Source organism: uncultured Pseudomonas sp. (assembly GCF_943846705.1).
Taxonomy (GTDB): Bacteria; Pseudomonadota; Gammaproteobacteria; order Pseudomonadales; family Pseudomonadaceae; genus Aquipseudomonas.
Genome location: NZ_OX044366.1, coordinates 1,941,231 through 1,964,658 on the forward strand (window position 1 = coordinate 1,941,231; position 23,428 = coordinate 1,964,658).

Here is a 23,428-nt window from a genome sequence, read left to right on the forward strand (position 1 = left end):
TCAGCTCAGTTTGCGCGGGTGGGCGAAGGTGATACGTAGGCAGCTGCCGCCGCCGTCGCGAGGTTTGTAATCGAGGCGGGCCTGGTTGCTTTCGCACAGCTCGCGGGAAAGGTACAGGCCCAGGCCGGTGCCTTTGTTCTCCGTGGTGTAAAAGGGTTCGAACAGGTGATGCAGTTGCTCCTCGGCAACACCAGGGCCGTCGTCGAGTATTTCGAGAATGGGGAGTTCGCTGTCCGGGTCGCGGAACAGTTTTAGCCACACCTGCCCCTGTTTGTGCTTCTTGGCGCTGTAGCGCAGGCCGTTCTCCACCAGATTGCTGAGTACCTGGGTGAGTTGGTGTGGGTCCATGCGGGTCTGGATGCTGCCGTTGCTGGTTTCCAGGTGCAGCGTTTGGTTCGGCGCGGCGCTGCTACGGAACTCGCTGGCAAACCGGTGCAGCCAGTATTTCAGGTCAAGCAATTGCGGCTCGGCCTGGCGGCGACGCGAGAGTTGCAGAACATTCTCGATCACCAGGTTCATGCGTCGCGAATGATCCTGAATGATCTGTGCCAGGCGCAGGTCGTGCCCGTGCAGCTCATCCGACTCTTGCAGCAGCTGAGCCGCGTGGCTGATGGCGCCTAGCGGATTGCGAATCTCGTGGGCGATGCCGGCGGTCAGGCGGCCCAGCGAGGCGAGCTTGAGCTGTTGCGCCTGCTGGGCGATTTGCGAGATGTCATCGAGGAAGATCAGGGTGTGTTTATGCGTGTCGCGTTGCAGGGCGATAAAGCTCGGCTGCAGCACCCGGCCATCAGGTGTGGCTTGGATGCTGACGGGGCGCAAGCTGGGGTTGTGCGCCCATTGCTGCATGCGCGTGATCAGTTGCGGGCAATGTGGGTCGAGTATCTTTCCGGTTAGATCGCTGTGTCCTAGCAGGCTGTTGGCACCTTGGTTGGCCAGCAGTACGCGGTGTAATTCATCGAGTACCAGAATGCCCGTGCGCATGCGTTGCAGGATCAGCGCGTTGAGGGCTTCCAGGTTGGCGACGTCGGCGGCGCGCTGCTCGGCGAGGTTTTCGCTGACTTGCAGGCGGCGGGTCAGGCCTTGCACAAACAGCGCGGCCGCGAAGCACAGTGCGCCGAACGCGCCAACCTGCACGTACTGGGCTGAAGCCGCCGGCCGGCTGAGACTGAGGTAGAACGTCAGGTAGATCATGCCAATTGCCGCTACGGCAGCAATCAGCAGGCCGATACGCCCGCGCAAGAGGATGTTGGCGATGGCCACGGCGACAATCAGCAGGTTGCCGATACCGCTAGGCGTCCCGCCGGCCGCATAGAAGAGCGCGGAGAGCAGAATCACATCGACCAAGGCCAGACTGAATACCTGCGCCAGGCGTTTGGGGCGGCGCACGGTGGCGATGATCACAACGTTGAGCGCGAGGTACAGCCAGCTGCCGCTACGGAAAAGCGCCGGCTGCGCCATGTCCAGCAGCTCGGTGTGTACATTGCTGGAGACCAGCAACGCCAAGGCAATGCCGATAATCAGGCGGTACAGGTGGTAGAGCCGCAGAATCCGCCAGCTTTGCTCTCCGCTCAAGGCGAAGTCAGTGGCCACTGGATTTTGAGCCTTGCTCTAGGTGGGCCTGACTGCAGAACCAGGCTTCGCCTTTAGCCAAGGCGTGATCGCGGGGCACATGGATGCCGCAGTGTTGGCAGCGCACCATGGGTGCTGGCTTTTGCGCCTCTTTAGGCGTTTTGGGGCGCGCCGATGTTGAGCGGATAAAGCGGCGCCACAGCCAGAAGGCGGCGGCAATGATGGCAATCCAGAACAGCAAGCGGAAAAGGCCCATGGTGCTCTCTTCATATTGGCAGGCGGGCAGTTTAGCTAACCCACCGGCATGCGCCCAGCGCTCAAGCAGTGATCCAGGCGTGGTTATGCGTGTCGGCCGGTTTCTGCGGGCGGTGCTCGGTTGTGCGGCGGAGCGCTATCGGCTCAATACCGAGCGATGTTTCGGCCTAGGTGCACGCCGCGTTGTCGGGCGAGTTACGCCGTCGCTGGCTAGGTTGGCAGCAGGTCTTGTGCTGATGGGCGCGGGGCAGCGAGTTATCACTCCCGGCAGCGCAGGCAATAAAAATCAGGCACTAAAAAGGGAGGCCGAGGCCTCCCTTTGGGGGTGTTGCGCTTGCTCAGTCGAACAGGCCGAACGTCAGGTAGCTGAACCAAGAGCGGCTTGGCGCTTCAGTGGCGTCGGCTTTCAGTTCATCCGGGATCAGCTCTTCGGCATCTTCGTACTGGCGGATGACGTCTTGGCTGGCGCGGGTTTCGCCTGGTGGCAGCGGCGTATCGGTTTCGATCAGACCGAGGGTGGCTTTGGCCATCCAGGAACGCGTATCGGCTTCTTCTTCGCGCGGTACGAATTGGCCGTCGACCAGGCTTGGGTGGTCTGGGTAGTTAAGCTTGAGGGCTTCCAGGCTGGTGGCCGCCAGGTCGTCCAGGGTCAGGCGCTGGTAGGCTTCGGTCATGACCGCGAGGCCGTCGCCGACTGCCGGGGTTTCCTGGAAGTTTTCCACCACATAGCGGCCGCGGTTGGCGGCTGCGACGTAGGCGTTGCGGGTCAGGTAATAGTGCGCTACGTGGATTTCGTAGGCGGCCAGCAGGTTGCGCAGGTAAATCATGCGCTGCTTGGCGTCTGGGGCGTAGCGGCTGCTCGGGTAACGGCTGGTGAGCTGGGCAAACTCGTTGTAAGAATCGCGGGCGGCACCAGGGTCGCGCTTGGTCATGTCCAGCGGCACGAAGCGGGCAATCAGGCCACGGTCCTGGTCGAACGAGGCAAGCCCCTTCAGGTAGTAGGCGTAATCGACGTTGGCGTGCTGTGGGTGCAGGCGAATAAAGCGATCAGCGGCGGATTTTGCCGCTTCCGGTTCAACGTTCTTATAGTAGGCGTAAATCAGTTCCAGCTGAGCCTGCTCGGCGTAGCGGCCGAACGGGTAGCGCGATTCCAGCGCCTTGAGCTTAGCCACCGCAGCGGTGTAACTACTATTGTCCAGGTCGGCTTGTGCCTGCTGGTAGAGTTCGGCCTCGCTGAGGTTTTCGTCGACCACTTCTTTCGACGAGCAGGCGGCGGTGAGGGCGAGGATTGCGATCAGCAGCAGGTGTTTCACTTGCATGGCGGCTTGCGTCCCTGTGACGGCGGCTGTCTTGAGCAAAGCCGTCCTGTTATGATGAGCGCCCCCGGTACCCCTGGGGCAAAGACGCCGTATTTAACCACAAGCGTGTAGCCGAAACCAAAGGCTAGACCTTTCAGACTTTCCCGCCGTTGCCGAGCATGCCCTCTATTAATAAGCAGATTATTGAACTGAACGCCGAGGTGCCCTATGACATGGGCGGTCAACGCCTCGACCAAGTCGCCGCACTCCTGTTCGCCGAGCACTCACGTTCGCGTCTGTCTGCCTGGATCAAAGAGGGTCTGCTGACCGTCGATGGTGCGGTGTTGCGCCCGCGCGACATCGTCCACGGCGGCTCGCTACTGGCGCTCAAGGCCGAGCAGGAAGCCCAGGGTGAGTGGGTTGCCCAAGACATCCCACTGAACATCGTCTACGAAGACGAGCAGATTCTGGTCATCGACAAGCCTGCCGGGCTGGTGGTGCACCCGGCTGCCGGGCATGCCGATGGCACCTTGCTCAACGCCTTGTTGCACCACGTGCCGGACATCATCAACGTGCCGCGCGCGGGCATCGTGCACCGTTTGGATAAAGACACCACCGGCCTGATGGTGGTGGCCAAGACCATTGAAGCGCAGACCCGTCTGGTTGATCAGCTGCAGAAGCGCTCGGTCAGCCGCATCTACGAGTGCATCGTGATTGGTGTGATCACCTCCGGCGGCAAGATCAACGCCCCGATCGGTCGTAGCTCCTCGCAGCGTCAGCGCATGGCTGTGAGTGACGGCGGCAAGCCGGCGGTCAGCCATTACCGGGTGCTGGAACGCTATCGCTCGCACACCCATGCGCGGGTCAAGCTGGAAACCGGGCGCACTCACCAAATCCGCGTGCACATGAGCCATATCGGTTATCCGCTGGTTGGGGATCCGGTCTACGGCGGGCGTTTCCGTATTCCGCCCGCCGCCAACCCGAGCATGGTGCAGACCCTCAAAGAGTTCCCGCGTCAGGCGTTGCATGCGCGCTTCCTCGAGTTGGATCATCCAATTACCGGTGAGCGGATGAAATGGCAGTCGCCGTTGCCGGATGACTTCGTCTGGTTGCTGACGCTGTTGCGTCAGGATCGTGAAGCATTTATTGGGTGACCCCATGCACGATTGGCTGATGCCGCAATGGCCAGCGCCGGCTAAAGTAAACGCCTGTGTCACCACCCGTAGCGGCGGTGTCAGTCTTACGCCGTATGACACGCTTAACCTGGGTGAGCATGTCGGCGATGACCCGCAGGCGGTCGCGAAAAACCGTCAGCGCCTGGTCAGCCTGCTGGGTTGCAAGCCGGCGTGGTTGCAGCAGGTGCATGGCGTTGCTGCGGTTGAGGCCAATCCAGCGGCAGTGCTTGAGGCCGACGCCAGTTGGACCAGCACGCCAGGCGTTGCATGCACGGTGATGACCGCAGATTGTTTGCCAGCGTTGTTCTGTGATCGCGCCGGTACGCGCGTGGCAGCCGCGCATGCCGGTTGGCGTGGGCTGGCTGGCGGTGTGCTGGAGGCCACCCTGGATGAGCTCGCCGTGCCGGCTGATCAGGTGTTGGTCTGGTTGGGACCGGCGATTGGGCCGCAGGCCTTCGAGGTGGGGGCGGAAGTGCGTGACGCCTTTGTCAGTCAGCATGCGCAGGCGGCGGCAGCATTCCAGCCGAGCGTCAATCCGGGTAAGTTTATGGCCGATATCTATCAGTTGGCGCGCATTCGTCTGGCTGCCTGCGGCGTCGAAGCCGTGTACGGCGGCGATTTCTGTACCGTTAGCGACCCGCGTTTCTTCTCCTATCGCCGTTCGGCGCAAACCGGGCGCTTTGCCAGCCTGATCTGGCTGGGTAGCTGAGTTCTCGAGCCCACGCAGATCGCGCGGGCTCACGCTTTACTGATCTCCATCAACGCCGCCTGGCTTGAAACTCGCACAATCGACCTCATCTACTCTTCATCTCGCAGGCTTTCTGTTTAGGTGCGACTCAGTGCGCCGGCCTGCCATCACTACGAGGGTGATTGTTTATGCGAATTGATCGTTTAACCAGCAAGTTGCAACTCGCGCTATCCGATGCGCAATCTCTGGCCGTGGGCCTTGATCATGCGGCCATTGAGCCGCTGCACCTGATGCAGGCGCTGCTCGAACAGCAGGGCGGCTCCATCAAGCCGCTGCTGATGCAGGTTGGTTTCGACGTTAATAGCCTGCGTCTGGCGTTGGGTAAAGAGCTGGACCAGCTGGGCAAGATTCAGAACCCCTCTGGCGACGTCAATCTGTCCCAGGACTTGGCCCGTCTGCTCAATCAGGCCGACCGCCTGTCGCAGCAGAAGGGTGATCAGTTCATCTCCAGTGAGCTGGTGTTGCTGGCCGCGATGGATGACAGCACCAAGCTGGGCAAACTGCTGCTTGGTCAGGGCGTCAGCCGTAAGGCGCTGGAGAACGCAGTGGCTAACCTGCGCGGCGGCGATGCGGTGAATGACCCCAACGTCGAAGAAAACCGCCAGGCGCTGGATAAGTACACCGTCGACCTGACCAAGCGCGCCGAGGATGGCAAGCTGGATCCGGTGATCGGCCGTGATGATGAAATCCGTCGCGCCATCCAGGTGTTGCAGCGTCGCACCAAGAACAACCCGGTGCTGATCGGTGAGCCGGGCGTGGGTAAAACCGCGATTGCCGAGGGCCTGGCCCAGCGCATCGTCAATGGTGAAGTGCCGGATGGCTTGAAGGACAAACGCGTGTTGTCGCTGGATATGGGCGCGCTGATCGCCGGTGCCAAGTTCCGAGGCGAGTTCGAAGAGCGCCTCAAGGCGGTGCTCAACGAGCTGGGCAAGCAGGAAGGGCGGGTCATTCTGTTTATCGACGAGCTGCACACCATGGTCGGCGCCGGTAAGGGCGAAGGCTCCATGGATGCCGGCAATATGCTTAAGCCCGCCCTGGCCCGTGGCGAGTTGCACTGCGTGGGTGCGACCACGCTCAACGAGTACCGCCAGTACATTGAGAAGGACGCTGCCCTGGAGCGGCGCTTCCAGAAAGTGCTGATCGATGAGCCGAGCGAAGAGGACACCATCGCCATTCTGCGTGGCCTCAAGGAGCGCTACGAGGTGCACCACAAGGTGGCCATTACCGACGGCGCGATTATCGCCGCGGCCAAGCTCTCGCATCGCTACATCACCGACCGCCAGTTGCCGGACAAGGCCATCGACCTGATTGATGAGGCGGCCAGTCGTATTCGCATGGAAATCGACTCCAAGCCTGAAGTGCTTGATCGTCTCGAGCGCCGCCTGATTCAGCTCAAGGTCGAGCGTCAGGCGTTGAAGAAGGAAGATGATGAGGCGGCCTTGAAGCGCCTGGAGAAGCTCAAGGAGGACATTGCTCGCCTGGAGCGTGAGTACGCCGATCTGGAGGAGATCTGGAAGTCGGAAAAGGCCGAGGTACAAGGCTCGGCGCAAATCCAGCAGAAAATTGAGCAGGCCCGCCAGGAGCTGGAGGCGGCGCGGCGCAAGAGTGACCTGGAGCAAATGGCCAAATTGCAGTACAGCGTTATTCCCGACCTTGAGCGCAGTCTGCAAATGGTTGATCAGCACGGTAAAAAGGACAATCAACTGCTGCGCAGCAAGGTCACCGAGGAAGAGATTGCCGAGGTGGTGTCGAAGTGGACCGGCATTCCAGTGAGCAAGATGCTTGAGGGCGAGCGCGACAAGCTGCTGAAAATGGAAGGCCTGCTGCATCAGCGCGTGATTGGGCAGGATGAAGCCGTGGTGGCCGTGGCCAACGCGGTGCGCCGTTCCCGCGCCGGGCTGTCCGACCCTAACCGGCCGAGCGGCTCGTTCCTGTTTCTCGGCCCGACCGGGGTTGGTAAAACCGAGTTGTGTAAGGCGCTGGCTGAGTTCCTCTTCGACACCGAAGAGGCGCTGGTGCGTATCGATATGTCCGAGTTTATGGAGAAGCATTCCGTGGCGCGGCTGATCGGTGCGCCGCCGGGTTATGTGGGCTACGAAGAGGGCGGTTACCTGACGGAGGCGGTGCGCCGTAAACCGTATTCAGTAATCCTGTTGGATGAGGTGGAGAAGGCCCACCCGGATGTGTTCAACGTGCTGCTGCAAGTGTTGGAAGACGGCCGCCTGACCGATAGCCACGGCCGCACCGTGGACTTCAAGAACACCGTTATCGTGATGACCTCTAACCTTGGCTCCGTGCAGATTCAGGAGTTGCTCGGTGATCGCGAGGCGCAGCGTGCCGCCGTAATGGATGCGGTCAGCACGCACTTCCGTCCGGAGTTTATCAACCGCATTGATGAGGTGGTGATGTTCGAGCCGCTGGCCCGTGATCAGATTGCCGGCATTGCGCAAATCCAGTTGGGGCGTTTGCGGGAACGTTTGACTGAGCGCGAGCTGAATCTGGAGCTGTCGGACGAGGCGCTGGATAAGCTGATTGCCGTGGGTTACGACCCGGTGTACGGCGCGCGCCCGCTCAAGCGTGCCGTGCAGCGCTGGATCGAGAACCCCTTGGCACAATTGATTCTGGCGGGCAAGTTTGCGCCGGGCAGTCGCGTGACCGGGCGGGTTGAGGGTGACGAGATTGTCTTCGACTGATCGTGGCTAGTCGTATTAACGCCGCGCAATAAAAAACACCCCGGTACAGTTCGCGCTGACCGGGGTGTTTTTTGCGTGGGTTACATGTGTTGAAGCAAAACTTCCAATGCGGCTGCCTGGTCCTCGGCCAGGTCAATGATATGAAAGCCCGCCCAGCAGTGTTGGCCGTCAGCCGCGGGGCGGCTCCATAGGCAGTCGGCACCCAGGGTTATTTCACACACGCCACCAATCAGCTGCTCGCTGACGATGCGGCATTCCACCAGTTCGTCGGCAACCAGTGGTGCGTCACTGAATAGCATAAAGCCATCGGCGGAGAGGTCGACAATCCGCCCCAGGCGTTGGTCTGAGTGCAAATCAAAGACCTCCAGCTGCACGTCGGCGTTATGCCGGCTATGCAGGCGACGTTCGTCATTCATGCGAGTTCCTTATTCTTCAGACTCAGCCGCGCGCCCGGTAAAACGCTGCAGCACGCGGTAAATAGCGGTAAGGGCGCGGTCCACCAGTGGTGCGCCTCGATCGGAGGTGACGATGCGCGCCAGCCCTTGTTCCATTTCAGTGGCCAGCTGAGTGAGTGGCTTGATTGCCACGCGCTGACCGCTTTGGTCGACAAACATGTAGTTGCGGGTGGTTGGGCTGAACCACGAGAGCTTGTGCGTACGGACTTGCTCGCCCGTGACGAATTCGAACCAGGTGCCGAACTCGATATGGCCCAGCTCTTTAGCCAGTGCTTGAGCGCGTGTGGAGAGTGTTGACTGGCGCGGCGCCAGGGTGGCCAGGGCAGCGTCTTCACCGAGCATGGCGGCCAGGGGGCTTTCTGGCAGGCTGGGTTTGAGCTTGGCGGCCACCTGCGGTTGCCTGGCTTGCACAGCATGCTGGCAGGCGACCAGGTCCTGTAGCAGGCGGCGAATGCCGTCCTCGTGGTAGCCGCCGAGCAGCTCCAGGCCTTTGCGCAGATCTTCGAGCAGTGGCACGCGCAGCTTCTGCAAGCGCTCGCGCCCAGCCTCGTCGAGCACCGTGCCGCTCCAGGCCAGCTGCTCGGCCGCCTCGCAGGCGCGCTGCCATTCGGGGCTGCGCTCGCCATTGCGCAGTAACACGAATACCAGCACATCGGCCCAGGTCAGTTCGAGGAAGTTGTGGATGATGCTCGGCGGCTGTCGGTTGTTCAGGCTATTGGCGATGACATCGACCGCATGCTGGCGAGCGCCGAGCAGCTTGTCGCGGCCTTTGGCGGCTTCTACTGCGCGACGCTCGCGCAATTCGACCTTGTGTTTGAGGGTGCCGACGAATTCGTTGAATTCATCTAGCAAGCCTTCAAACAGCTGCAGGTCACCAGCGAAATCATTAATGACCCGCTCGACCACCCACTGCATCTTGGCCAGCAGGCCGCGCTCATCCCCTTCGCCGCCATATAGCACGCCGGCCTGGGCCATGCTGTTGAGCAGGCGGCGGGCAGGGTGGTGGTGCTGGGTAAACAGCGCCTTGTCCTGCAGCGCCACCTTTAGATAGGGGGTGTGCAGGTGCGAGAGCGTGGTCTTGCAGGTGCCGGGCAGGTTGTCGTCGTCGAGAATAAAGTCGAACAGCATGCCAACCAGGTCGATCACATCAGCTTCTTCGTCGGAAACCTTCTGCTGGCCGGGAAGCTCGCTGTGGGCCTCCAGCTGCTGCTGCAGGTCGGCTTTCAGGCCTTCTACTGGCTGTGGGCGATGCAGGCGCTGCGACAGGTCGCTGGCCGAGTGTTGCTGCATGCGGTTGAGTGCGTCCAGCAGAGCGGATGCGCTGTAGGTGCTGGTCGCCTCGGGTGAGGTGAAGCTGGCAATGCTGCGGGTGCCGCCGAGCAGGGGCGCATTAATGTCGCGCTGGCGATGTTCGCCGAGCAGGGCGGTCAGGCTGCCCAGCAACTCCTGTGGGTCGCTGGGCGGCGGGCCGCTGAGGTCGGTGTTGCCGGCGTTATGCTGTTGCCCGGCAGGTTGCCCGGTAACGCTGCTGCTGGTTTTTCTGCTGTCACTGTTACTACTGGCGCTGCTCTCCGTCGGTTGTTCGGCTGGTGTAGTCGCCGGCGACGTCTTCTGCCGCGCAGGTTGGCGGTTGCGCTGCGCGGTGTACTTGAGGTTAGGCAGCACGCCCGCATCGACCAGGCGCTGATTGAGTGCGGTATAGATGCTGTCCAGGCTTTGCATGACATGCGAGTCAAACAGCGTGTAGAGGATGACCTTTATACGCAGAGGGAATGGGCAGGGCGACAAGGCGTCACGGAAGGCCTGGGCAATCATCTGCGGGCCGAAAGGGTTGATGTCTTCGCTCAGTTTCTGGCCGTTATTCAGCAAGGCCAGACGTTGCTCCAAGGCAAATAGCGGTTGCGCGCAGCGTGCCTTGACCCGGCTGACCATATTGGTTACTTGCAGGCTCTCTTCATAATCCTCGTTCTGCACCAGGGCCAGCTGCTCGACGTCCAACTCGCTGGCGCTGGGTGCTGGCTTGAGTTTGCCGTCGAGGAAGTCGGAGAAATTCTGCGCAATCTGCTGGTGATAACTGCGCTCTATTTGTGGGCGCTGCCTGCGGATCTCGCGCATGTTGTCGAAGAACAGCGTTTGCACCTGATTGTTCTCGGCTTTTTCGGCGCACTCAAATAGTGTGTCGTCGACCTGCGCGAAGACTCCCGTCAGGTGTTCGGCTAAACGATTCATCACCAGCTTGCGGCAGCTTTGCACCAGTTCACCGAAGCGCGGCTGGATGCCGCGGCTGGCAAGGGTCTGCATGGAAGCGGGTGGGGTTGGTGGTGTGCCCTGGTTACTCATCGACTTTCCTGGCTGAGGCCTTACGGCAGATGCGTCCTGCATTGAACACAGACATAAGGAAGATATAGCAGCCCATCACGCAGCTGCAAATCATTGTACTAAAAGCAATTTTAGGGGTTGACAGCTTCGCGATAAACCGTAAAATGGCGCGCCTCAGACAAGCGAAACGAATTAACAAGCGGTTCGGTTTTTCTGAGAAAGGAAGCAAGTAGTTCCGCGATAGCTCAGTCGGTAGAGCAAATGACTGTTAATCATTGGGTCCCAGGTTCGAGTCCTGGTCGCGGAGCCAATCTTTCATCGGGGTATAGCGCAGTCCGGTAGCGCGCCTGCTTTGGGAGCAGGATGTCGGGAGTTCGAATCCCCCTACCCCGACCATTTTTGGGTCGTTAGCTCAGTTGGTAGAGCAGTTGGCTTTTAACCAATTGGTCGTAGGTTCGAATCCCACACGACCCACCATTTCAAGCAAGCTTGAAAGTAAAAAACCCGCCTAGTGCGGGTTTTTTATTGCCTGCGATTTATGCCGTGTCACTAGGCTGTGTGGCGGCGGACAAGGCTTGGCCTTGTCCGCGCAGGGCGTTAATGCAGTTTCAGGCGTGGCTCGGTGCTGCGGCCGATGCGGTCGCCGAGCATCATCAGTAATGTGCGGGTTACGCCATACAGGGCGATCTGGTGCATGCGGTAGAGCGACACATAGAACATCCTGGCCAGCCAGCCTTCGAGCATGACGCTGCCGGTCAGGTTGCCCATCAGGTTGCCAACCGCGGAAAAGCTCGACAGCGAAATCAGCGAGCCGTAATCGCGGTAACGGTATTCTGCTAGAGGCTTGCCCTCAATGCGCCGCTTCAGCGATTTGCTCAGCAAAGACGCCTGCTGGTGTGCCGCTTGCGCGCGCGGCGGGACGTTGCGTCCTTCGCTGTCGGGTTGTGGGCAGGCGGCACAGTCACCGAAGGCGAAAATATTATCGTCCAGGGTGGTTTGCAGGGTCAGCCGTACGTTTAGTTGGTTGATGCGGTTACTTTCCAGGCCATCCAGTGCTTTGAGGAAGTCAGGTGCACGAATGCCCGCCGCCCAGACTTTCAGCGTGGCGGGGATCACCTGGCCCTGCGCGGTATGCAGTGCGTCATGGGTGGCCTGGCTGACAGCAGCGCCGGTCAGTACGGTGACGCCGAGTTTCTCCAGGGTTTTGTGTACCGGTTGGCTGATGCGCTCCGGCAGTGCGGGTAGCACGCGCGGCCCGGCTTCGATCAGGGTGATGCGCATGTTCTCGGGGCTGATCTGATCCAGGCCATAAGCCGCCAGCTCGCGTGCCGCATGGTGTAGCTCGGCAGCCAGTTCAACGCCGGTGGCGCCGGCCCCGACAATGGCGATGTTGATCAGCTCAGTGGTTGCGCTCTGACTGGCGTGGGCGCGCAGGTAGTGGTTGAGTAGTTGATGGTGGAAACGCTCGGCCTGCTCGCGGGTGTCGAGGAACAGGCAGTGCTCGGCCGCACCGGCGGTGCCGAAGTCATTGGTTGTGCTGCCCACGGCGATGACCAGGCTGTCGTAGCTCAGCTCGCGAGCGGGCACCAATACCTGGGCGTGCTCATCCAGAGTGGCGGATAAGCTGATGCGTTTGCTCGTGCGGTTGAGGCCGCACATGCGCCCCAGTTGGAACTCGAAGTGATTCCACTTGGCCTGGGCCACGTAGTTCAGCTCGTCGCCCGAGGAGTTCAGTGAGCCGGCGGCGACTTCGTGCAGCAGTGGCTTCCAGATGTGCGTCAGGTTGGCATCGACCAGGGTGATCTTGGCTTTGCCGCGTTTACCCAGGGTTCTACCTAGGCGGGTAGCAAGCTCCAGTCCGCCGGCACCGCCGCCGACAATTACAATTTGATGAGTCATTCGACACGCTCACAAGGCTTTTAAGAAAAGGCGGTGAGGCGACGTGGGCGAGCGCAAAGCAGCTCATAGCACCAGTCGACTCAGAAGACGGCTCAGCAGGCCCAGGCCAATCACGACAATCATAATGATCAGTAGCAGTCGCCAAACCTTGAACGGCTGGCGCTCGACCTGATGCTGTGGAGCGCTGAGGTACTGCTCGACACGTTTTTGATCATCAGGGTTCAGGCGACTGGACATGTGTGCCTCGAATAATGGGGCTGGTTGGCAATGTGTAAAGTCGATTGCCGGCTGCGGTGCTCGGCATTCTAGCCGTGCGGCCTATCAAGGCTCAACGCGCAGGGTATCATTCAGGCGAATAATGCCGCCTTGCAGTACGCGCGCAGTAATTCCGCCGTGGCCGCGCATGGCCTGGAACGTACCGCGGCCCAGGCGTTCTTCCAGGCGCGCGCAGGGTTGGCACCAGCCGGTGGTTTCCAGGATTGCCTGACCGAGACGAAAGCGCCGGCCTTTGAGGCTGAACAGGTTGATGCCGCTGATGGCGATATTGCGCCGCAGTTCATACGCGGTAATTGGGTTGTCGGCAGGGCGGCCCATCAAGGCGCTGATCACGGCCAGATGTTCCCACTGGATCAGTGTCACCTGTCTGGCATTGTGCGGGCCGGGGCGGCTGTGGTCGCCGGTCAGCCCGGCTTCTCGACGCGCTTCGACAGCATCCAGCTCGAGCATCGCTGTGCGTGCGGCCGGGCGTACGCCAATCCAGCGCACGCTACCTTGTTGCGGCACGGCGGCGAGCAGTTCGTGCAGAGGGCTCACAGGCTTATGCCTATATCAAACAGCACGGTGCGGCCGAGGTTGTTGCGCAGAAAATCTGGCGCGTCTGGGTGGGCGAACAGCACGCGGGCAAAGGTGGGCCCCACCAGTGACAGTGAGCGCCAGCCCTGGCGGAGAAACTCGGTTGGTGGCGGAAAGTGGCTATTGAAGTCTGGTGTGGCGCGTTTCAGGTTGACGTAGGCGAGCAGGTCCAGCTCGCCCAAGTCGAGGCCGCGCTCCGTATAGTTGTGGGCTTTCTTGCGCAGGGTTGGCGTCAGTCGCTGTTGCAGATCAGCTGCGGCGATGCGCCTAGGCTTGGCTTCACGGCGCACCAGTTGGCTTAGGGAAAACGCACTGCGCCGTCGTTCCAGTTCGGCGCGCCACTCATCATTCAGGCGACGGCCTTCGTCGAGCACGAAGAACACTTCAAAGCTGGCGTCGCGGAACAATACGTCCGGTGGTTCATGGCCCGCGGCGCTGAACTCATCCAGGCGGTGGCCGACATTTAATGCCTGCAGCAGGCGCTGGCAAACCCAGCGCTCGCGTTCCCATTTGCGCGCGTTGGAGAGAAAGGCGTTAGCTTGTTCGGCCTGGTGCGTGAGCAGGCGCAGGTAATCTGAATCATCCATGGCTTCAGCTTAGCCTGCACAGCTGGTTTGTTGGTAGCCCTCTGCGGCGCTTGCTACAGGCTTTTTATCGTCAGGTTGGGCGTGCGCTGTGGCAGCGGTTGTAGACTGCTTGCAGCATCACGATCACGGGGAGTTTGTTCTGGATGATTGCCGCGCACTTGCTGTCTTCCACCAGCCAGGTAGTTGGGTGGCTGATCTATCTGCCGCTATTGTGCTGGGCCCTCTGGCGCACGCCTTGGGTTGAGCTGTGCAGTGATGTGCGGCGCCAGCATCTGCTCGGTGGCACGGCGTTGGCGTTGTTTGTGCTGTGGCTGATACGCCGTGATTTCGACTCGGGCCTGTCTTACCAGATTATTGGCATGACGGCGGTCACCCTGTTGCTGGATTGGCCGCTGGCCATGCTGGTGGGGTTGATTGCTCAGCTGGGTTTGCTGGCGCTGGGCCGGCAGGACTTTGCTGCGCTCGGCGTCAATGGTGTGCTGCTGGTGGTGATTCCCGTCTGGGTGACCGAGGTCTGCGCGCTCTGGGTCGAGAGAAGGCAGCCGCGCAACCTGTTCGTCTACATCTTCTGCAGTGGTTTTTTCGCCGCGGCGCTGGCGGTATTGCTGTGTATTGTCGCGGCCTTGACGCTGCTCTGGCTGGATGGATTGTTTCCGATGCCGCCCTGGTTGGAGGACTTTATCGGCTACCTCTGGCTGGTGATTTTTCCCGAGGCCTTTATCAATGGCCTGCTGGTCACAGCGCTGGTGGTGTTTTACCCGGACTGGCTGGAAACCTTCAACCGCACGCGCTATCTGGCCGCGCCCTGGAAGGATGATGATCTGCCACGCTAATAGCGCATCGTTCCTCTAGCAGTCAGGAGGGCGTGAGATGGGCGTACATCAGTGGGCAAGGCAAGTGATCGAGCAAAGTTTGCAGGGTATTGAGGTGCAGGGTTTTGATCAGGCGCTAGCGTTGCGGGCGTTGCTCAACGCGGCTATCGAACGTAATCGGGTCACGCGCAGTGCGACAGATCTAGCCGCAGAGCTGCAGTTTCTCGCCGATAACTTAGATGGCGAGCGTGAGTACAGCTTTATGCGGCCCTGGCGGTCAATGTTCGCGCGGCGGCAGTTCACCAGAAAACAAATCGTCTTCAAGTGGATTGCCAGCGATCGCGTGCTCTTCCGAGGCCCATGCGCCAAGGTCAATCAGCTTGCAGCGCTCAGAGCAGAAGGGCCGGCTCGGGCTTTGCGGGCCCCACTCGACGGGGGCGCTGCAGGTGGGGCAGGTGACTAAGGTTGGGGTGCTCATGCTTGGCCTCCGCGTAGGCTCAGATAAAAGGTATGCAATCGTTCCACTTCGGCTTTTAGCTCGTGTAGGTCTTGATCATTGAGCAACACATCGTGTGCGTGGCTCAGGCGCTCTTCACGGCTGGCTTGGGCCTTGAGGATGGCCTGCACCTGTTCGCTTGAGCTCTGGTCGCGGGCGATGGTGCGCGCTATTTGCAGATGCTCGGGCGCATCCACGACGAGTATGCGCTGGGCTAGTTTGTACTGGCCTGACTCAACCAGTAGTGGTGACACCAGAATGGCGTAGGGGGATTCTGCACGCGCCAGGTACTGGCTGATCTCCTGTGCGATCAACGGGTGCAGTAAAGCTTCAAGCCAGCGCCGCTCGGCTGCATCGGCGAAAATTCGCTGGCGCAGCGCCGGGCGATCCAGCTGGCCATCGGCCTGCAAGACCTCCGCGCCGAAGTGCTCGACTATCTTGGCGAGCGCCGGCTTGCCAGGTTCGACCACCCAGCGCGCCGCATGATCGGCGTCCACTAGGTGCACACCCAAATCGATAAAGTGCTGGGCGACAGCACTCTTGCCGCTGCCGATGCCGCCGGTAAGGCCAAGAATCCAGGGTTTTGTGCTCAAGGTGCGTGCTCGCGTCGGTCATTCGAAGACGCGATTGTAGTGCAGGCACCTTGCTGGTGGCGAACCGCGCGGGCAACGCTGTCGTTTATGTTGAATCGTCCGCCCTGCTTAGGTGCCTGTTGTACGCGATGCTTCGTAGGATGGGTTAGGCGCATGGTGGCAGGTGATCTGCTGGTGCGTAGCTAGTTGCGCCGTAACCCATCTGCGGTGCGGGTGCTATGAGTGACCCTACAATTAGAAACCAGCAATCTGCAGGTAGCTGGAGGTGATCCGCTCGCCCCAGAGCAAAGCAATCCAGCCAGCAATTGCCAAGTAAGGGCCGAAGGGGATCGGTGTGCTGGTTTCGGCGTTGCGCAGGCGCAACATGATTAGCCCAAGTACCGCGCCGACGAGCGAAGACAGCAAAATTGTCAGCGGTAAAACTTGCCAGCCGCCCCACGCGCCGAGCATGGCCAGCAGCTTGAAGTCGCCATAGCCCATGCCTTCCTTGCCGGTGATCAGCTTGAACAGCCAGTACACCGACCACAGGCTTAGGTAGCCAGCAACCGCGCCCCAGAGTGCATCTTCCAGGCTGGTAAACAGGCCAAAGCTATTGGCAATTAAACCGAGCCAGAGTAGCGGTAGCACCAGTGAGTCCGGCAGTAACTGGTGGTCGGCGTCGATCAGGCTCATCGCCAACAAACCCCAGGTCAACAGCAGCATCGCCCCGGCCTGCCAGGTGAAGCCGAAGTGCCAGGCGATATAGGCCGAGAGCAAGCCGCAGGTCAGCTCAATCAGCGGGTAACGCAGGCTGATAGGTGCTTTACAGCTGGAGCATTTGCCGCGCAGAAACAGATAGCTAATAACCGGGATATTCTCCCAAGGCTTTATTTCGTGGGCGCAGTGCGGGCATTGCGAGTTGGGCAGTACCAGGTTGAATGTGGCTGTTTCAGGCTCGCCAGGCAGCTCTAATATCTCACGCGCTTGCTCGCGCCAGTCGCGCTGCATCATTTTCGGCAGGCGGAAAATTACTACGTTGAGAAAACTACCGACCAGTAAGCCAATGAGTAGCGCGCATAAAACAAAGGCCAGCACATGGCTGGCCAAAAAATCGATGACTGACATAGGTTAAACAACAGCACCCAGTTGGAAAATAGGCAAGTACATGGCAATGATCAGACCGCCGACCAGTACGCCGAGTACCGACATAATTAGCGGCTCCATCAGGGCGGTCAAACCATCGACGGCATTGTCGACCTCAGCCTCGTAATAACTGGCGACTTTATCCAGCATCATGTCCAGTGCGCCGGACTCTTCGCCGATGGCGGTCATTTGGATGGCCATCGAGGGGAAGACTTCCGTGCTGCGCATGGAGAAGTTCAGCTGCATACCGGCGCTAACATCCTGTTTGATTTTATTCACGGCATTCTTGAATACGATATTACCGGTTGCTCCGGCGACTGAGTCCAAGGCTTCCACAAGTGGCACGCCGGCGGCAAAGGTGGTTGCCAGGGTACGGGCGTAGCGAGCCACTGATGATTTATAAATGATGTCGCCAACAATCGGGGCTTTGAGGGCTGTGCGGTCGAGCCAGTTACGGAGTTTCTCTGAGCGCTTTTTTGCCTCAACAAAAGAAAAACCTGCGGCGAAAAAACCAATCAGGATGATAAACCACCACTCTTGCAAGGCTTGGGAAATGCCGATTACAAACTGAGTAAAGGCAGGTAGCTCAGCGCCAAAGTTGGCAAATACAGATTCGAATTGCGGCACTACTTTGATCAACAAAATAGCTGAAACAATCACCGCCACCAGCACTACTGCGATGGGGTAGTTCATGGCTTTTTTGATTTTAGCTTTAAGCGCTTCGGTCTTTTCTTTGTAGGTTGCTACTCGGTCCAGTAGGTCTTCCAGTGCGCCGGCTTGCTCGCCTGCATCTACCAGGTTGCAGAACAGGTCATCAAAATGCTCTGGGCGTGTGCGCAGCGAAGCAGCAAAACTATTACCCGCCGCCACATGCTGTTTGATGTCATCAATCAGCTTGCGCATATTCGGGTTGTCAACGCCCTCTGCGATAATTTCAAACGACTGCAGCAGGGGTACACCAGCCTTCATCATCGTCGCCATTTGCCGGGCAAACAGCGCGATGTCCATTGGTTTGATCTTTTTCCCTGCGCTGAGCAGGGACATCGATTTTTTACGGACTTTGGTTGGGTTGATGCCCTGCTTGCGCAGTTGTGCCTTTACCAATGCGGGGTTTTGGCCGCTGACTTCACCTTTTATTTTGGCACCCTGCTTATTGGTGCCTTCCCAGGCAAAGGTGCTGGTTTTTAGTGCTTTAACGGCCATCGGTTAGTCCTTTGTTACGCGGTTCACTTCAGCGAGGCTGGTCACGCCCTGCATGGCCTTCAGCAAAGCTGAAGTTCGCAGATCATTAAAGCCGTCTTTGCGCATCTGGATGGAGATATCAATCGAGTTGCCTTCCTCCATGATAATCCGCTGCAGCGCCGGCGTGTTTTTAACCACTTCATAAATCCCGACACGGCCTTTGTAACCGCCATTACAATTTTCACAGCCGACGGGCTCGTAAGTCTTGAAGGTGCCGATCTTGTCAGCCGGGAAACCTTCCTCAAGTAGGGCTTCGCGGGGGATCTGGATTTCTTTCTTACAGGTACTGCACAGCTTGCGCGCAAGACGCTGGGCGATGATCAGGTTGACCGAGGTGGCGATGTTGAACGACGGCACACCCATATTGCGAAGGCGGGTCAAGGTTTCCGCCGCGCTGTTAGTGTGCAGCGTCGACATCACCATGTGCCCGGTTTGCGCAGCCTTGATGGCGATGGAGGCGGTATCCAGGTCACGAATCTCGCCGACCATGATGATGTCCGGGTCCTGACGCAGGAAGGACTTCAGTGCGGCGGTGAAGTCCATGCCCTGCTTGGGGTTGACGTTGACCTGGTTGATGCCTTCCAGGTTGATTTCCACCGGGTCTTCGGCGGTGGAAATGTTCACGTCAACGGTATTGAGGATGTTCAAGCCGGTATACAACGATACGGTTTTGCCGGAGCCGGTTGGGCCAGTCACCAGAATCATGCCCTGCGGCTGCTTGAGCGCCGTCATGTACAGCTCTTTTTGCGACTCCTCATAACCCAAAGCGTCGATGCCCATTTGTGCGCTGGCGGAGTCAAGAATCCGCATCACGATTTTCTCGCCCCACAGCGTTGGGCAGGTGCTGACGCGAAAGTCGATGGATTTGGTTTTCGAGATACGCATCTTGATACGCCCGTCCTGCGGCTTGCGCCGCTCGGAAATATCCAGGCCGGCCATCACTTTCAAGCGCGCGGAGATGCGTGGTGAAAGCTGGATCGGCGGTCGCGCGATCTCCTGCAGGATGCCGTCGGTGCGAAAGCGCACGCGGTAAGTTTTCTCGTATGGCTCGAAGTGCAGGTCGGATGAGCCTTTTTTAATCGCATCCAGCAGCATTTTGTTGACGAAACGCACCACTGGGGCATCGTCGGCCGAATTGCCGTCGCCCGCCGCTTCGGTTTCGTCATTAACTGCCTCGACATCCAGGCTGTCGAGGTCGATGTCGGCCAGGTCTTCCATGCCGCTGGCGGCGGAGTCGAAAAACTTATCGATGGCCTCGCCGAGCTTGTCATCCTCAACCAAAATGGCTTCGGTGTTCATCCCGGTGCTGAATTGAATGTCGGTAATAGCTTGGTGGTTGGTGGGGTCGGAGACCGCGACAAACAGCTTGTTGCCGCGACGCCATAACGGCAGCACGCGGTGCTGGCGCACCAGCTTTTCGGTCACCAGATCTTTAGGCAGGCTTTCTTTATCGAGGGCATTTAGGTCGACAAAAGACACGCCGAACTGATCGCTGGCCAGCTCGGCCAGTACACGGCTTTTAACCAGTTTGTTTTGTACCAAGTAGGTGACCAGCGACAGCTTGTTGCGCTGCGCCTGGGCTTGCGCCTGCTGCGCGGCTCTTTCATCCAGCAGTTCCGCCAACACCATCTGCCGGGCCAGGCCGGTAAGGGACACGCTATCGTTCATCACAGGCTCCATAACTATGCATGCCTTATAGCCTAGATGCCTAATGCGTGCCAAATACAACAGGGCGAGGTGACAAAAAACGGCAGTTAGTGCCGGCGGAGTGATGGTGGCTGACCCGCGTGCTTATCCGAGAACCCAGATTACGGCGGTATGGGAAGTTGGCATGCGAGCTGCATTGTAAGGTTTAGGTCGTCGACCTATACACACTAAGGAGATGCTTCTATGAAAGCTCAAATGCAGAAAGGCTTTACCTTGATTGAATTGATGATCGTGGTTGCGATTATCGGTATTTTGGCTGCAGTTGCGCTGCCGGCTTATCAGGATTACACCAACAAAGCAAAAGTTTCTGAGGTTGTATTGGCTGCTAGCTCTGCGCGTACATGTGTGACTGAAATTGTTCAGTCTACAGGGGCTTCCAACTTGGATACTTGCGCGAACAGTTTCACTGCGACTAAATATGTTGGTACTTTGGCTGTAAATGCAACTTCGGGTGTTGTGACTGCTACAAGTACGGGTCTCAGCGAGACAGCTACAATTACACTTACCCCAACTATCTCGGGTAACACTATCAGTCAGTGGGCTTGTACTGGTACACCGACAAAGTGGATGCCTGGTTCTTGCCGTTAATGGTTAGGATGCTTTTGGTGGCTGGGATATGATTTTCAATTGCCACTGCTAGTGTCTTGGTCTTAACTCCAGCGCCCTGCAATTGCAGGGCGTTTTTATTTTTCGCTGTATTTTTAGTAAGTAAATGCAGCTCTGGGCTGTTTTTTACGGGAGTGTTTATGTTGGCTTGCGAGAGGTGGCGGCGGTTAGTTTTATTGGTCGCGGGCACTATGTTGCTCTTGGCTTGGCTTTTACCTAATCACTACAGTCCTTGGTTGTCTGCTTATCAGGAGTTTTTTAGTTTCTTTGCAGGTTTATTTTTTTTATCTTCGGTTTTGTTTGCGCCTGTGCATATTAGACCAAGTTTCGTTGTTTTTTTTCTTTTGGCATTCATTCCGCTTTTTCAGTATTCAATGGGCTTGATATTGTTTTTTGGCGATGCTTGGGTCGCTTCTTTGTATTTGTTTGCTTTTTCTTTAATGCTTTTGGTTGGTTATAATTTGGCGCAGAGTCCCGGTTTGAGCGAGTTCCTTGCTCGTATATTTGCTGGGTTGTTTGTTTTCGGATCCATTGTTTCTATATGGATCGCTCTTCGGCAATGGCTTCAGCTTCCGGGGAGTGTTTGGATGGTGGATTTACCCTCGGGTGGCAGGCCTTTTGCCAATCTTATGCAGCCCAATAACCTTGCTACACTTCTTTGTTTGGGGTGTGCCGGTACTTTGTATCTTTATGAGAGGTATTCGCTTGGTTCTGTTGTTGCGAGTCTGCTAGCGGGCTTTTTATTTTTTGGGGTGGCCTTAACTTTGTCGCGAACACCATGGGTGGCTATTATGGTTGTTAGTGCATTTTGGGCCTGGAAGTCTCTCGCCTTCAAGTTTCGTTTGACTTTGCGTGCGCTGCTGTTTTGGGTGGGTGTATATGCACTTTTTGTGCTGTTGCTACCACACATCTCAGAGTGGCTTTTTCTTTCAGGTGAGGGTTTAAGTCAGCGTGCCCAAGCATTAGAGCGTTTAGGTATATGGGGGCAGTTGTGGTTTGCTGTTTTGCAGGGGCCGTTTTGGGGATATGGTTGGAACCAAATAGGTATGGCTCAGGTCGATGTCACTTTAGCCTATCCGCTTCCGATCATGACTGAGCATAGTCATAACATTATACTTGATTTGCTGTTGTGGAATGGTCCGGTATTGGGTGGGGGGATTGTTGTATTTGTTGCTATTTGGTTGTTTTGTTTAGGAGTGCGGGCCCGAACAGTTGAAAGTTTGTTCTCGCTTATAGCTGCAGGCTTTATGTTGGTGCATGCTATGTTAGAGTTTCCCTTAGAGTATGCTTATTTTTTATTGCCGCTTGGTGTTTTGCTCGGCTCGGTTCAGGGGGAGCAGTGCGCGACACATGAAATTAAGTTTCCTCGTTTGCTGTTGGCTGCTTTAATGAGTTTCTTGGGTGGGTTGTTTTTTTGGGTTTGGTGCGAATATCGAATTGTTGAAGTAAGCACTCAGCTGCTGCGTTTTGAAAATGCGAGAGTCGGAAACCTCAAAGCTGAGCGGGTTGCTCCTGATGTGGTTGTCTTGAGTCAATTGCGAGAGCTTATTCGTTATGCTCGTACTTCTCCTACTGAGGGTATGAGTTCTCGCGACTTGGAGTGGATGCGCAGGGTCTCGCGTCGTTATCCTAATCCCCCTAGTCTTTTTCGCTACGCCCAAGCGTTGGCGCTTAATGGTCATTCTGAGGCTGCTCGAGATCAACTGTTAATTTTGCGTGGTTTGTACGGGGACCATCGCTATAAAGAGCGCATTGCCGAATTGCAGCTCATGCAAGAGCATCATCCGGTCTTGGCTGATGTGATGGCTCTATTGCCACGTTTTTAGGACGGCCTAAGGTTATCTAGTTCGTAGAGAAAACCCTATTGCGTGGCTCCGCCCGAAAATTATTAGATTTACAGGCTTAGTCGCATCGACAAATCAACCGCCTTTACATCCTTGGTCAGCGCGCCAATCGACACATAATCCACGCCCGTCTCGGCAATCGCCCGCAATGTGCTTTCATTAACACCGCCCGAGGCTTCCAGCTTGGCTTGGCCTTGGCTGATGGCAACAGCCTCACGCATTTCATCCAAGCTCAACTCGTCAAGCATGATGATGTCGGCTCCGGCATCCAGTGCCTCGCGCAGCTCCTGCAAGCTTTCCACTTCGACTTCCACTGGCTTGCCGGGGGCAATTTTGTGGGCGGCGGTTATGGCTTGGGCGATGCCGCCGCAGGCGGCGATGTGGTTTTCTTTAATAAGGAAGGCGTCGTACAGGCCGATGCGGTGGTTGTGGCAGCCGCCCTGGGTGACGGCGTATTTTTGCGCCAGGCGCAGGCCGGGCAGGGTTTTGCGGGTGTCGAGCAATTTCACTGCGGTGCCTTGCACCAGATCCGCATAGTGTTGGCAGCGAGTGGAGACGGCAGAGAGGGTTTGCAGGAAGTTTAGCGCGCTGCGCTCGCCACTGAGCAGGGCGCGGGCGGGGCCTTCCAGTTCAAATAGAACCTGGTTGGGTTCGGCGCGTTGGCCGTCCTGGATGTGCCAATGCACCGCGACACGCGGGTCGAGTTGGCGGAATACCGCATCGACCCAGGCCGTGCCGCAGATGATGGCGGACTCACGGGTGATGACCTTGGCGTGTGCTAAGCGTTCGGCGGGTATCAACTGCGCGGTGATGTCGCTGCTGCCGATATCCTCTGCCAGTGCGCGGCGCACGTTGGCCTCTATTTCGTTGGTGAGGTCGGCGAGGATGAGGTTAGGCATGGTGGGCTCCGGTCAGCAGAATGCGCCGATTATAGGGATTGCTGGCCGTTTGCGCAGTGCTTACGGCTGTTCACCGGTAGCTGTGGGGCTATGCTGATTGATTGTTCGTGAGTTGTGCGTCTGCTCGGCCTAGTTTGCGGCGTTGGTCGCATCCGGCTAACCGTTCGGAGGTTGCGGCGCTGCATCTGTGACCTGGGTCATGTCTGGGTGAAAAGTCAGCTTGGTATGCGCGTGCGCATCCCTATAATGACTTTACA

21 protein-coding genes, 3 tRNA genes and 1 pseudogene are annotated in these 23,428 nt (G+C 58.1%); 10 read left to right on the top strand and 15 right to left on the bottom strand.

From position 1 onward, the window contains the following. From Q0V31_RS09055 to Q0V31_RS09065, 3 genes are all read right to left on the bottom strand, one after another. Positions 1–1,590: an ATP-binding protein gene (locus tag Q0V31_RS09055; RefSeq protein ID WP_298187088.1), complete on the bottom strand. Its 1,590-nt coding sequence runs from the start codon at positions 1,588–1,590 to the stop codon at positions 1–3. Next, positions 1,580–1,825 carry a PP0621 family protein gene (locus Q0V31_RS09060; RefSeq protein WP_298187091.1) on the bottom strand — a complete coding sequence of 82 codons (246 nt, stop codon included), beginning with the start codon at positions 1,823–1,825 and terminating at the stop codon, positions 1,580–1,582. Before Q0V31_RS09060 ends, Q0V31_RS09055 begins: the two co-directional genes overlap by 11 nt. A gap of 337 nt (positions 1,826–2,162) precedes the next feature. Beyond that, a complete protein-coding gene (locus Q0V31_RS09065) occupies positions 2,163–3,143 on the bottom strand; it encodes an outer membrane protein assembly factor BamD (RefSeq protein ID WP_298187093.1) in 981 nt (326 codons plus the stop codon). 158 nt (positions 3,144–3,301) lie between these two features. Here Q0V31_RS09065 and rluD point away from each other — a divergent pair, with 158 nt between their 5' ends. From rluD to clpB, 3 genes are all read left to right on the top strand, one after another. Further along, entirely contained in the window at positions 3,302–4,276 is a 975-nt protein-coding gene (rluD, locus tag Q0V31_RS09070) for a 23S rRNA pseudouridine(1911/1915/1917) synthase RluD (RefSeq protein WP_298187095.1), read from the top strand. A 4-nt stretch (positions 4,277–4,280) separates the two neighbouring features. Next, a complete protein-coding gene (gene pgeF, locus Q0V31_RS09075) occupies positions 4,281–5,006 on the top strand; it encodes a peptidoglycan editing factor PgeF (RefSeq protein WP_298187097.1) in 726 nt (241 codons plus the stop codon). 167 nt (positions 5,007–5,173) lie between these two features. Continuing rightward, positions 5,174–7,738, top strand: a complete 2,565-nt coding sequence (clpB, locus tag Q0V31_RS09080) for an ATP-dependent chaperone ClpB (RefSeq protein WP_298187102.1) — start codon at positions 5,174–5,176, stop codon at positions 7,736–7,738. An 80-nt stretch (positions 7,739–7,818) separates the two neighbouring features. Here clpB and Q0V31_RS09085 read toward each other — a convergent pair whose 3' ends face one another. Further along, positions 7,819–8,154, bottom strand: a complete 336-nt coding sequence (locus tag Q0V31_RS09085) for a PilZ domain-containing protein (protein WP_298187105.1) — start codon at positions 8,152–8,154, stop codon at positions 7,819–7,821. A gap of 9 nt (positions 8,155–8,163) precedes the next feature. Then, the gene (locus Q0V31_RS09090) at positions 8,164–10,533 is read right to left on the bottom strand and encodes a DUF1631 domain-containing protein (protein WP_298187107.1); all 2,370 of its coding nucleotides are present in this window, start codon (positions 10,531–10,533) and stop codon (positions 8,164–8,166) included. A gap of 213 nt (positions 10,534–10,746) precedes the next feature. Between Q0V31_RS09090 and Q0V31_RS09095 the strand changes: the two genes are divergently transcribed. The 3 genes from Q0V31_RS09095 to Q0V31_RS09105 all read left to right on the top strand — a co-directional run bounded on the left by Q0V31_RS09095 (position 10,747) and on the right by Q0V31_RS09105 (position 10,989). Beyond that, positions 10,747–10,822: transfer RNA gene (locus Q0V31_RS09095), tRNA-Asn, on the top strand. A gap of 9 nt (positions 10,823–10,831) precedes the next feature. Further along, positions 10,832–10,908 (top strand) — tRNA-Pro (locus Q0V31_RS09100). 5 nt (positions 10,909–10,913) lie between these two features. Continuing rightward, positions 10,914–10,989, top strand: a tRNA-Lys gene (locus Q0V31_RS09105). 120 nt (positions 10,990–11,109) lie between these two features. On the opposite strand, the gene Q0V31_RS09110 is transcribed toward Q0V31_RS09105, so the two are convergent. From Q0V31_RS09110 to Q0V31_RS09125, 4 genes are all read right to left on the bottom strand, one after another. After that, positions 11,110–12,411: an NAD(P)/FAD-dependent oxidoreductase gene (locus tag Q0V31_RS09110; RefSeq protein ID WP_298187109.1), complete on the bottom strand. Its 1,302-nt coding sequence runs from the start codon at positions 12,409–12,411 to the stop codon at positions 11,110–11,112. A 63-nt stretch (positions 12,412–12,474) separates the two neighbouring features. Further along, positions 12,475–12,648 carry a DUF3094 family protein gene (locus tag Q0V31_RS09115; protein WP_298187110.1) on the bottom strand — a complete coding sequence of 58 codons (174 nt, stop codon included), beginning with the start codon at positions 12,646–12,648 and terminating at the stop codon, positions 12,475–12,477. 84 nt (positions 12,649–12,732) lie between these two features. Then, positions 12,733–13,224 carry an MOSC domain-containing protein gene (locus Q0V31_RS09120; RefSeq protein WP_298187111.1) on the bottom strand — a complete coding sequence of 164 codons (492 nt, stop codon included), beginning with the start codon at positions 13,222–13,224 and terminating at the stop codon, positions 12,733–12,735. Continuing rightward, positions 13,221–13,850 carry a DUF1780 domain-containing protein gene (locus Q0V31_RS09125; RefSeq protein WP_298187113.1) on the bottom strand — a complete coding sequence of 210 codons (630 nt, stop codon included), beginning with the start codon at positions 13,848–13,850 and terminating at the stop codon, positions 13,221–13,223. The genes Q0V31_RS09120 and Q0V31_RS09125 overlap by 4 nt, the downstream gene beginning before the upstream one ends. A gap of 143 nt (positions 13,851–13,993) precedes the next feature. Between Q0V31_RS09125 and Q0V31_RS09130 the strand changes: the two genes are divergently transcribed. Then, entirely contained in the window at positions 13,994–14,683 is a 690-nt protein-coding gene (locus Q0V31_RS09130) for an energy-coupling factor ABC transporter permease (RefSeq protein WP_298187115.1), read from the top strand. Between the two features lie 37 nt (positions 14,684–14,720). After that, positions 14,721–14,933 (top strand): annotated as a pseudogene (locus tag Q0V31_RS09135) (hypothetical protein); the annotation flags it as partial. A 6-nt stretch (positions 14,934–14,939) separates the two neighbouring features. On the opposite strand, the gene yacG reads toward Q0V31_RS09135, so the two are convergent. The 5 genes from yacG to pilB all read right to left on the bottom strand — a co-directional run bounded on the left by yacG (position 14,940) and on the right by pilB (position 19,783). Further along, complete coding sequence (gene yacG / locus Q0V31_RS09140; RefSeq protein ID WP_298187117.1) at positions 14,940–15,140, bottom strand: DNA gyrase inhibitor YacG; 201 nt, start codon at positions 15,138–15,140, stop codon at positions 14,940–14,942. Then, the gene (coaE, locus tag Q0V31_RS09145) at positions 15,137–15,751 is read right to left on the bottom strand and encodes a dephospho-CoA kinase (protein ID WP_298187119.1); all 615 of its coding nucleotides are present in this window, start codon (positions 15,749–15,751) and stop codon (positions 15,137–15,139) included. Before coaE ends, yacG begins: the two co-directional genes overlap by 4 nt. A 234-nt stretch (positions 15,752–15,985) precedes the next feature. Then, positions 15,986–16,855 carry an A24 family peptidase gene (locus Q0V31_RS09150; protein ID WP_298187120.1) on the bottom strand — a complete coding sequence of 290 codons (870 nt, stop codon included), beginning with the start codon at positions 16,853–16,855 and terminating at the stop codon, positions 15,986–15,988. 3 nt (positions 16,856–16,858) lie between these two features. Further along, positions 16,859–18,076: a type II secretion system F family protein gene (locus Q0V31_RS09155; RefSeq protein WP_298187121.1), complete on the bottom strand. Its 1,218-nt coding sequence runs from the start codon at positions 18,074–18,076 to the stop codon at positions 16,859–16,861. Positions 18,077–18,079: 3 nt separating this feature from the next. After that, complete coding sequence (gene pilB, locus Q0V31_RS09160) at positions 18,080–19,783, bottom strand: type IV-A pilus assembly ATPase PilB (protein ID WP_298187123.1); 1,704 nt, start codon at positions 19,781–19,783, stop codon at positions 18,080–18,082. 222 nt (positions 19,784–20,005) lie between these two features. On the opposite strand from pilB, the gene Q0V31_RS09165 reads away from it, so the two are divergent. Both Q0V31_RS09165 and Q0V31_RS09170 read left to right on the top strand, forming a co-directional pair. Next, complete coding sequence (locus tag Q0V31_RS09165) at positions 20,006–20,410, top strand: prepilin-type N-terminal cleavage/methylation domain-containing protein (protein WP_298187126.1); 405 nt, start codon at positions 20,006–20,008, stop codon at positions 20,408–20,410. A 158-nt stretch (positions 20,411–20,568) separates the two neighbouring features. Beyond that, positions 20,569–22,254: an O-antigen ligase family protein gene (locus tag Q0V31_RS09170; protein WP_298187129.1), complete on the top strand. Its 1,686-nt coding sequence runs from the start codon at positions 20,569–20,571 to the stop codon at positions 22,252–22,254. 68 nt (positions 22,255–22,322) lie between these two features. Here Q0V31_RS09170 and nadC read toward each other — a convergent pair whose 3' ends face one another. Next, positions 22,323–23,171, bottom strand: a complete 849-nt coding sequence (gene nadC, locus Q0V31_RS09175; protein WP_298187131.1) for a carboxylating nicotinate-nucleotide diphosphorylase — start codon at positions 23,169–23,171, stop codon at positions 22,323–22,325. Positions 23,172–23,428: the final 257 nt, after the last annotated feature.

What these genes read in the sequence shown, in the direction of transcription:
- Q0V31_RS09170 (WP_298187129.1), top strand. Translation starts at nt 20,569, where the DNA reads ATGTTGGCTTGCGAGAGGTGGCGGCGGTTAGTTTTATTGGTCGCGGGC.
- Q0V31_RS09155 (WP_298187121.1), bottom strand. Translation starts at nt 18,076, where the DNA reads ATGGCCGTTAAAGCACTAAAAACCAGCACCTTTGCCTGGGAAGGCACC.
- nadC (WP_298187131.1), bottom strand. Translation starts at nt 23,171, where the DNA reads ATGCCTAACCTCATCCTCGCCGACCTCACCAACGAAATAGAGGCCAAC.
- pilB (WP_298187123.1), bottom strand. Translation starts at nt 19,783, where the DNA reads ATGAACGATAGCGTGTCCCTTACCGGCCTGGCCCGGCAGATGGTGTTG.
- clpB (WP_298187102.1), top strand. Translation starts at nt 5,174, where the DNA reads ATGCGAATTGATCGTTTAACCAGCAAGTTGCAACTCGCGCTATCCGAT.
- Q0V31_RS09060 (WP_298187091.1), bottom strand. Translation starts at nt 1,825, where the DNA reads ATGGGCCTTTTCCGCTTGCTGTTCTGGATTGCCATCATTGCCGCCGCC.
- Q0V31_RS09115 (WP_298187110.1), bottom strand. Translation starts at nt 12,648, where the DNA reads ATGTCCAGTCGCCTGAACCCTGATGATCAAAAACGTGTCGAGCAGTAC.
- pgeF (WP_298187097.1), top strand. Translation starts at nt 4,281, where the DNA reads ATGCACGATTGGCTGATGCCGCAATGGCCAGCGCCGGCTAAAGTAAAC.
- Q0V31_RS09165 (WP_298187126.1), top strand. Translation starts at nt 20,006, where the DNA reads ATGAAAGCTCAAATGCAGAAAGGCTTTACCTTGATTGAATTGATGATC.
- Q0V31_RS09090 (WP_298187107.1), bottom strand. Translation starts at nt 10,533, where the DNA reads ATGAGTAACCAGGGCACACCACCAACCCCACCCGCTTCCATGCAGACC.
- Q0V31_RS09085 (WP_298187105.1), bottom strand. Translation starts at nt 8,154, where the DNA reads ATGAATGACGAACGTCGCCTGCATAGCCGGCATAACGCCGACGTGCAG.
- Q0V31_RS09150 (WP_298187120.1), bottom strand. Translation starts at nt 16,855, where the DNA reads ATGTCAGTCATCGATTTTTTGGCCAGCCATGTGCTGGCCTTTGTTTTA.
- rluD (WP_298187095.1), top strand. Translation starts at nt 3,302, where the DNA reads ATGCCCTCTATTAATAAGCAGATTATTGAACTGAACGCCGAGGTGCCC.
- Q0V31_RS09130 (WP_298187115.1), top strand. Translation starts at nt 13,994, where the DNA reads ATGATTGCCGCGCACTTGCTGTCTTCCACCAGCCAGGTAGTTGGGTGG.
- Q0V31_RS09110 (WP_298187109.1), bottom strand. Translation starts at nt 12,411, where the DNA reads ATGACTCATCAAATTGTAATTGTCGGCGGCGGTGCCGGCGGACTGGAG.
- yacG (WP_298187117.1), bottom strand. Translation starts at nt 15,140, where the DNA reads ATGAGCACCCCAACCTTAGTCACCTGCCCCACCTGCAGCGCCCCCGTC.
- Q0V31_RS09125 (WP_298187113.1), bottom strand. Translation starts at nt 13,850, where the DNA reads ATGGATGATTCAGATTACCTGCGCCTGCTCACGCACCAGGCCGAACAA.
- Q0V31_RS09065 (WP_298187093.1), bottom strand. Translation starts at nt 3,143, where the DNA reads ATGCAAGTGAAACACCTGCTGCTGATCGCAATCCTCGCCCTCACCGCC.